Annotated in this window: 7 protein-coding genes; 2 read left to right on the top strand and 5 right to left on the bottom strand. The window is 75.0% G+C overall.

What is annotated here, in order from left to right; genetic code table 11:
- Positions 1-106: 106 nt before the first annotated feature.
- Both bla and AC0B61_RS28530 read right to left on the bottom strand, forming a co-directional pair.
- A complete protein-coding gene (gene bla / locus AC0B61_RS28535) occupies positions 107-1,039 on the bottom strand; it encodes a class A beta-lactamase (RefSeq protein ID WP_471744005.1) in 933 nt (310 codons plus the stop codon).
- Between the two features lie 126 nt (positions 1,040-1,165).
- A complete protein-coding gene (locus AC0B61_RS28530; protein WP_471744003.1) occupies positions 1,166-1,969 on the bottom strand; it encodes an SAM-dependent methyltransferase in 804 nt (267 codons plus the stop codon).
- Positions 1,970-2,204: 235 nt separating this feature from the next.
- Between AC0B61_RS28530 and AC0B61_RS28525 the strand changes: the two genes are divergently transcribed.
- Together AC0B61_RS28525 and AC0B61_RS28520 are read left to right on the top strand one after the other, a co-directional pair.
- On the top strand, positions 2,205-2,837 hold the full coding sequence (locus tag AC0B61_RS28525; RefSeq protein ID WP_471744001.1) for an RNA polymerase sigma factor: 633 nt from the start codon (positions 2,205-2,207) through the stop codon (positions 2,835-2,837).
- 146 nt (positions 2,838-2,983) lie between these two features.
- Positions 2,984-3,643, top strand: coding sequence for a hypothetical protein (locus AC0B61_RS28520; RefSeq protein ID WP_471743999.1), 660 nt, complete (start codon positions 2,984-2,986; stop codon positions 3,641-3,643).
- Between the two features lie 29 nt (positions 3,644-3,672).
- On the opposite strand, the gene AC0B61_RS28515 is transcribed toward AC0B61_RS28520, so the two are convergent.
- The 3 genes from AC0B61_RS28515 to AC0B61_RS28505 form a co-directional block, all read right to left on the bottom strand.
- Positions 3,673-5,466, bottom strand: a complete 1,794-nt coding sequence (locus tag AC0B61_RS28515; protein WP_471743997.1) for a condensation domain-containing protein — start codon at positions 5,464-5,466, stop codon at positions 3,673-3,675.
- Between the two features lie 147 nt (positions 5,467-5,613).
- Positions 5,614-6,291, bottom strand: coding sequence for a 4'-phosphopantetheinyl transferase family protein (locus AC0B61_RS28510; RefSeq protein ID WP_471743995.1), 678 nt, complete (start codon positions 6,289-6,291; stop codon positions 5,614-5,616).
- Positions 6,288-7,070, bottom strand: a complete 783-nt coding sequence (locus tag AC0B61_RS28505) for a hypothetical protein (RefSeq protein WP_471743993.1) — start codon at positions 7,068-7,070, stop codon at positions 6,288-6,290. The genes AC0B61_RS28510 and AC0B61_RS28505 overlap by 4 nt, the downstream gene beginning before the upstream one ends.
- Positions 7,071-7,074: the final 4 nt, after the last annotated feature.

The raw sequence follows: 7,074 nt of genomic DNA, 5'->3' as shown, positions 1-7,074 counted from the left end.
ACCGCCGCGATCTGGCACAACGACCACACTGGCCAGCCCGTCATGCGCTCGCTGACCGCGTACGACCACTGAACCCCTTGGCATCAGTCATCTAGGCGTCCGGCTGTCAGGCGAGCGCGGGGGCGAGGAGGGCGGCGGTCCTCGCGACGAGGGGTTCGTCCTTGGGGGCGGCGGGGTCCGTCGGCTTGGTGGTGAGGACGGCGAGGAGGACGGGGGCGCCGGTCGGGGTCCAGGCGATGCCGACGTCGTTCGTGGTGCCGTACTCGCCGGTGCCGGTCTTGCCGGCGAGGGTCCAGTCCTGCGGGAGTCCCTCGCGGAAGCGGTGGGTGCTGGTGGTGTTGCCGCGCAGCCAGGCGAGGAGGCGGTCGCGCTTGGCGGGCGGGAGGGCGCGGCCGAGGGCGAGGCGGTCGTAGGTGCGGGCGATGGCGCGGGGGCTGGTGGTGTCGGTGAGGCGGTCCGGCTCGGCCGAGTTGAGTTCGGGCTCCCAGCGGTCCAGGCGGGTGATGCCGTCGCCGATCGAGCGGCAGAAGCGGGTGACGGCCGGCGGCCCGCCGAGTTCGTGGAGCAGCAGGTTGGCGGCGGTGTTGTCGCTGTGGTCGATGGCGGCGGCGCAGAGCTGGGCGACGGTCATGCCGTTCGCCAGGTTCGCGGGCTCGCCGGTGACCGGCGCGCCGCCGGCCAGGTCGATGTCGGCCTGGGTGTAGCGGATCCGCCGGGCGAGGAACTCGCCGTCGCGGTCGAGGTCGCGCAGGACGGCGGCGACGGCGACGGTCTTGAAGACCGAGCAGATCGGGAACAGCTCGTCCGCGCGGTACCGGACGGTCCGGCCGGTGGTCAGGTTCCGGGCGAAGACGCCGAGCCGGGCGGAGTGTTCCTGTTCGAGGGCCGCGAGGAGCCGGTGGAGGTCGGCGTCTCCGCTCGCCCTCGTCGTGCTCGCGGCGTGTGCGGTTCCGCCCGTCGCGGCCGTGACGGCGACCGCCGCTCCGAGGCCTAGGACGGCGCGGCGGCTGTGGCGGGATTCCGAAGGCTGCGGGTTCATGGTGCCCCCTCTGATCGAGCGTCGCGGCGCGAGCCGCCTTCTCGATCACAGGACGCGACCGGTCTGGCGATGGTTCGTCAGCGGCCGGAATCGCCCGGGCCGGTGAGCCGGGCTGCGTACCGCCCGTCACGGTTTGACGGCCACCGCCGCGTACGCCGAGGCGTCCGGGGCGTCGATCACCGGCTCGTCCGCCGACGGGCGCCACTGCGGGGTGGGGACGGCACCGGGGGCGAGCAGCGTCCAGCCGTCGAAGAAGCGGACGAACTCGGACCGGGTGCGGGCCTGGGCGGCGGTGCCGGCGGACTCGTAGATGCGGACCAGGCGGGCGATGTCCTCGGGTGCGAAGTCGGGGCTGACGTGGCTCATCACGAGGGCGCTGCCAGGGGCGAGGACGGACTTGAGGTGGTCGACGAGCTCGTACGCGCCGTGGGTGTCGGGGACGAAGTGGAGCAGGGCGTTGAGGGAGAGCGCGACGGGGCGGGAGAGGTCGATGGTGTCCCGCAGCCCGGGGGCGGCGAGCAGGCCCGCGGGGTCGGTGACGTCGGCCTCGACGTAGGCGGTGCGGCCCTCGGGGGTGCCGGTGAGCAGGGCCTGGGCGTGGGAGAGCACGATCGGGTCGTTGTCGGCGTAGACGACGCGGGTGCCCGGCCGGACGCTCTGGGCGATCTCGTGGAGGTTGGGCGAGGTGGGGATGCCGGTGCCGATGTCGAGGAACTGGTCGAAGCCCGCCTCGGCGAGGGCGCGGGTGGAGCGGCGCATGAAGGAGCGGTTGGCGCGGGCGGCGGTGCGCAGCCAGGGCGCGACGGCGAGGGCGTGTCCGGCGGCTTCGCGGTCGGCGGCGAAGTTGGTGAAGCCGCCGAGGTAGTAGTCGTACATCCGGGCCGAGTGCGGCACGTTCAGCCGCAGGTCCACCCCGTCGTAGAGACCCATCCTGTTTCCCCCTCGGTAGCCCGGTGGTTCGCTCGCAACCGGTCGATTGCTGCCCACGGTTGGCGGCGGTCAATCGCGGTCGGTCCGATTCAATCAGCCGCTGGATCACATGGGATGACAATCTGTATTCGCTTTGCAGCCTGGAGTGACAGGCCTGGTGGAATGAGGATGGGCACGGACAGCCCGACCCTCGGGTGGCCCGGCGAGCAGCCCACGGCCACGGAAAGCAGGCTCGATGACGATCGACAGGGGTGCCCTCGTGCGCGGCTACCGGGGCGGGACGGCGGTGGAGTGCGCCGGCGGGACGACGTCGGAGCGGACGGCCGGGACGGACCTCGGCCTGCGCCTGGACCTCACCTACACCGCGTTCTGCGACACGCACGAACCCGCCTGGCACGCCCTCGCGTTGACCCGGATAGGCAGCCAGGCCGACGCCGCCCTGGTGGTCGAGGCGGTCAAGGCCGACCTGGCCCGGTGCTGGCCGCAGGTGCTGCGGTTCGAGGAACCCGCCGCCTACGCCTGGCGGTTGGCCAACCGGCACGTCTCGGACTGGGTGTCCGCCGAGGAGCCGGTGGAGGTGGAGGCGGTCACCTTCGCGGCGGTGATCGGCGCGTTCAAGCAGGTCGCGAACGGGCTGTTGCACAGCGAGGCGGACGAGGTGCGGCTGTACGCCGCGATCCTCGAACTGCCGGACCGGCAACGGGACGTGGTGATCCTGCGGTACCTTCTGGGCCTGCACGTCAAGGTGATCGCGGCCTACCTGGGACGGCCGGTGGCGACGGTGCACTCCAATCTGCGGCACGCCCGCGAGCGGCTGGCGAGCCGGCTCGGAGTGGGCGAACTCCCGGACCGAGGGGGCGAACTGTGACGGACGGGCCACCGGCCGGACCACCCGCCGGGCCACCGGCCGGGGCGCCCGATGCGGCGTGGATGGTGAGCGGGCCGTGTCCGGCGGGCGAGACGTGCACGGCGGCCGGGGCGGCCGGGGCCGACGGGGGGCGCGCGGTCTTCCACGTGCCCCGCCCCGAACGCGCCCACGCCGAGCGGATCGCGGCCGTGCGCCAGGCCCGGCTGACGGCCGCGCCGACCCACCTGTCGTCGGAGCACGAGCAGGCCGCGTTCGAGCTGGGTCTGGTGGTCGCCCTGGTGCTGGGCGCGCCGGACGCCTCCCGGGGGCTCGACCTGCTGGTGAACGCGCGCCGGATCCAGCCGGAGGGGGCGGAGGTGTTCGGCGCGCTGCTCTACGCCACCGGAAAGGAGGAGGGAGCCGAGTTCTGGTGGCGCTTCGCGGCCGGCTCGGGCAGCGGGACGGCCGCGTACTGCCTCCACCTGCACCACCTGATGCTCGGCGAGACGGACGACGCCGACTACTGGCGGGCCTGGTCGGACCAGCTGACCGCGAACGAACGCCCGCCCGGGCCACGGGCGTTGCGGATGAGCAGGCCCTTGCTGCCGGAGGAGGTACGGCGCGACATCCTTTCCCGGGTGCACCGGGGGCTGGCCCCGCAACTGCCGCCCGCGCTGGTCGCGGTGATCGATCGGCTGCCGCTGCAGGGCGACGACGACGTGGAGGAGGTGCCGAGCCCGTGGGGGCTCACCTCGGGGGCGACCTCCGCGTGCTCGTGGGACCTTGCCCGGGGGCTCGCCACCGACGACCGGACCCCGTTGGGGTGAGGCCGCCGCGATCGGCCGTGATCCTTCGTTCAGGTGAGTGCGGACAGCCGGGCGACGATCTCGGGAGCCCGGCCGCTTCCGGCTTCGACCCGCACGCCGCGCGGGGTCGCGCGCCGGACGACGTACTCGTGCGGCGCCATCGCGGTGTCCCGGCCGGGCAGGGCCGCGACGACCGCGCGATGGGCGGCGGCGGGGCCGAACCCGGGGTCGTCGGTGGTGAGGTGGGCCACCAACCGCCCGTCGGCCAGCGCGAGTCGGTGCTCCCCCAGCGCCGCGTCCAGGAGTGCGCGGACAGCTGCCGGATCGACCCACGAACCGTCGATCAGGCACCACTCGCCGCCCCGCCCGCCGCCCGGCGAGCCGACCAGGGCGGACAGGGCGCCGAGCGGCACCGGCCCTTCGGCGGCGGCGGCGGCGAGGAGGGCCGGCAGCGCCCGGGCGAACCGGTCGGCCTCCTCCGGGTCGAGCACCTGGGGGCAGGCGACCAGCGCGAAGTCCAGGCTGCCGGCGGTCCGCAGGATGGTGAGCATCAGCCGGACCTCCAGCGGCGGCACGGGCAGCGGCGTCAGCTCCGGGTCGGCGGTCGGCGCCGGTTGGGCGTCGGCGACGGCGGCCGGGATGGTGAGGCTCAGGTCGTTGACCACCACCTGCCGGCCGAACCGGGTGCCGCGCCGGTGGGCGACGTCCTCGATGAGCTGCCAGACCTCCTCGGCGTCCAGGATGCTGTGCCAGTAGGCGCTCAGCGAGGCCGACTTGGTACGGCCGATCAGCTGGTCGAGATCGGCCGTACCGGTGTCGAGCAGGATCAGGGCGTCCTGGGCGAGGGTGCCGACGTGGTCGGCCAGGACGGCGCGCTGCCGGTTGGCGGAGAGTGCCGAGATCACCAGTTCGTCGCGGCCCGCGCGGTGGGCGACCAGCGCGGCGAAGGCGGCCAGCAGGACGACGGACGGGCTGGCGCCGGTGCGGCGGCAGACGGCGGCGAGGTGGTCGGCCGCGACGCGTGACCGCACCAGCAGGGCCGCGTGGTCGCGCGCCGGGCCGGTGATCCGGGCATCGGCGAAGACGGTCTGGGCCCCGGTGTCCAGGACCTTCGCCCAGTGCCGCAGCGCGGCGGCCGACTTGCGCCGCCCCTGGGGGCTCTGCTCCGCCGCGGCGATCCGCAACGGGGTCGGCGCGGTGACCGGCGCCAACTCCTGCCCGGCGGCGAGGGCGTGCCAGTCCTGGATCATCACGGCGGTGGCGGCGCCGTCGGCGCCCGCGTGACAGACCACGGCGACCAGCCGCAGCAGCCGCTCGCCCCGGGCCACCAGGGTGAACCGGACCCGCGGGGGCGCCGCCAGGTCGATCGGAACGGCGACGTCGGCGCCTCCCAACACGGCGGCCAGCGCGTCGAGTTCGCGGTCACCGAGCGTCCCGGCCTCGACCACCGCGACGTCGAACCAGCCGTCCGCGTGCACCACCTGGCGGTCCGGGAAGCCGTCCGGGCCGGGGCCCGCGGGGAAGGAGGTGCGCAGGGACTCGTGCCGCTCGACCAGCGCGCGCAGCCCGACCAGTCCGGCCGCGAGGGAGGTGCCCCCGGGCACCGGCCAGACGGAATCCTTGTTGATCTGCTCCGGGGCCTCACGCCGGATGCAGCGGAGCATGTTGTCCTGCCCCCGGGTGAGAGGGCCGGAGCCACTGCTCGCGGCGGCGAACCGGACGGTGACCCGCCGGCCGGACGGGTGCCCGGCGGGCTGCGCGCGCTCGGGCGAGGCGCGCTCGGGCGGGGCCTGCTCGGGCGGGGCCTCGGCGGACAGGGGGGACATCAGGGAGTGCGGAGTCACGTCGTACGCGCCTTTCGGCCGCCGGAAAGGGGCTCGGCGGGGAGGGCTCGGCGGGAGGGAGGGAGTGCTCGGCGGGGAGATGATCGCGACGCTACCAGCGCCGCCGCAAGCTGGTCCAGACCAAAGCTGTCCCGATTCGATGGTTCGTCAATTTGCTTTCCATACAGCAGAGTTGACATGTAACGGCGATAATCCGAGCGCGGCGACGGCGGCCCGGAAGGCGCCCGGCACGGGCACGTCGCGCAGCCGGGCCGGCCCCTCGCCGAGTCCGCCCGGTTCGGTCACCAGTACCGGGCTCGGGCCCGCCACGGACCCGCGGAAGGACTGCGCCAGCCGTCCGCCGTACGCCTTCACCCAGGCCTCGCGGCGGCACCAGAGGGCGGTGAAGCGCGCGGACCGTTCGGACGGCTCGGCGGGCTCCGCGACGAAGCGAGCCTCCTCGAAGGGGAACCAGCGCGCGGCCATCCGTTCGGCCGTCCGGGCGCCGTGGAGCCGCTCGACGTCGACCCCGACCGCCCTCCCCTCGGCGAGGGCCAGCGCCGCGAGTGCGCCGGAAGCCGACCAGCTCACCCGCAGGCCGCCGGCGTCCTCGGCCTCGGGCTTGCCGTTGCGCCCGCGCCGCCAGACGACCTCGGCCGGGCGGACGCCGAGCCGGGCGCCGACGAGCTGCCGGACGGCGCCGCGCACCACGGTGAACCGACGGCGCAGCTCAGGGTCCGCGCCGACCACCCGGGCGCGTTCGTCGGCGTCGAGCAGCAGCGCCAGTTCGGCGACGGTGTCCGCGGGTTGGTCAGTGTCGATGAGCCAGAGCGCGACCCCGCTCACGGCAGGGCCAGCGTGCTGAGCACGCCGAGCCGCCGGTCGTAGTCGGCGAGCAGGACGGGCCGCTCCTGCTCCCGCCACCGCGGCAGGTGCTCGGCCAGCTGCGCCCACAGGCCGGTGAACGGCTGGGCCGGCGGTTCGTGCGACGCCAGTCCGGGCCCGCGGACGAGCAGGGTGTCGTCGCCCAGGTGCTCGGCCTCGGCCCGCACGGTGTCCTCCGGCGCCGGGGCGCCGGTGGCCTGCCGGACGGCCAGCCCGGCGCCGGGTGCCTCCTCGCAGACCAGGACCACCGCGGCGTGCCGCTCGGGCAGCTCCACCGGTGCGGGCGGCTCGTAGTGCAGCGCGGTCTGTTCGGCGAGGACCACCACGGCCCGTCGGCAGCCGCCCGTGCGGTGGTGCTCGGCGGCCAGGCGCAGGGCGGTGAACGCCGCGGCGGTGCCCTGGTCGCAGATCGCGAACGCCAGCGGGGTGCCCGGGACGGACCGGCTGAGCGCGAGCGAGGACGGCGCGCCGGGGCGGACGTCCGGGGTGTCGAAGGCGAGGATCAGCAGGTCCACCGGCTCGTCCTCGGCGAGCGCCTCGCGCAGCAGCCCGTCGGCCAGTTCCTCGTAGGAGTGGCCGGCGCCCTCGCTCAGCAGGTCCTCGCGCAGCGGCAGGCCGTAGGGGCGGACGAGGTCCGCGACGAACACCCGCAGGTCCGGGTCGAGCGAGGTCTCCGAGCGGCCGTCGAAGCGGCGGGCGAGGGCCCGGGTGATCCGCAGGCCGGAGGAGCCGGGGGCCACCCGG

Source organism: Kitasatospora sp. NPDC023385 (genome assembly GCF_055664045.1).
Note: the sequence above shows the minus strand (reverse complement) of the source record. Positions and strands in the feature narration are given on the sequence as shown.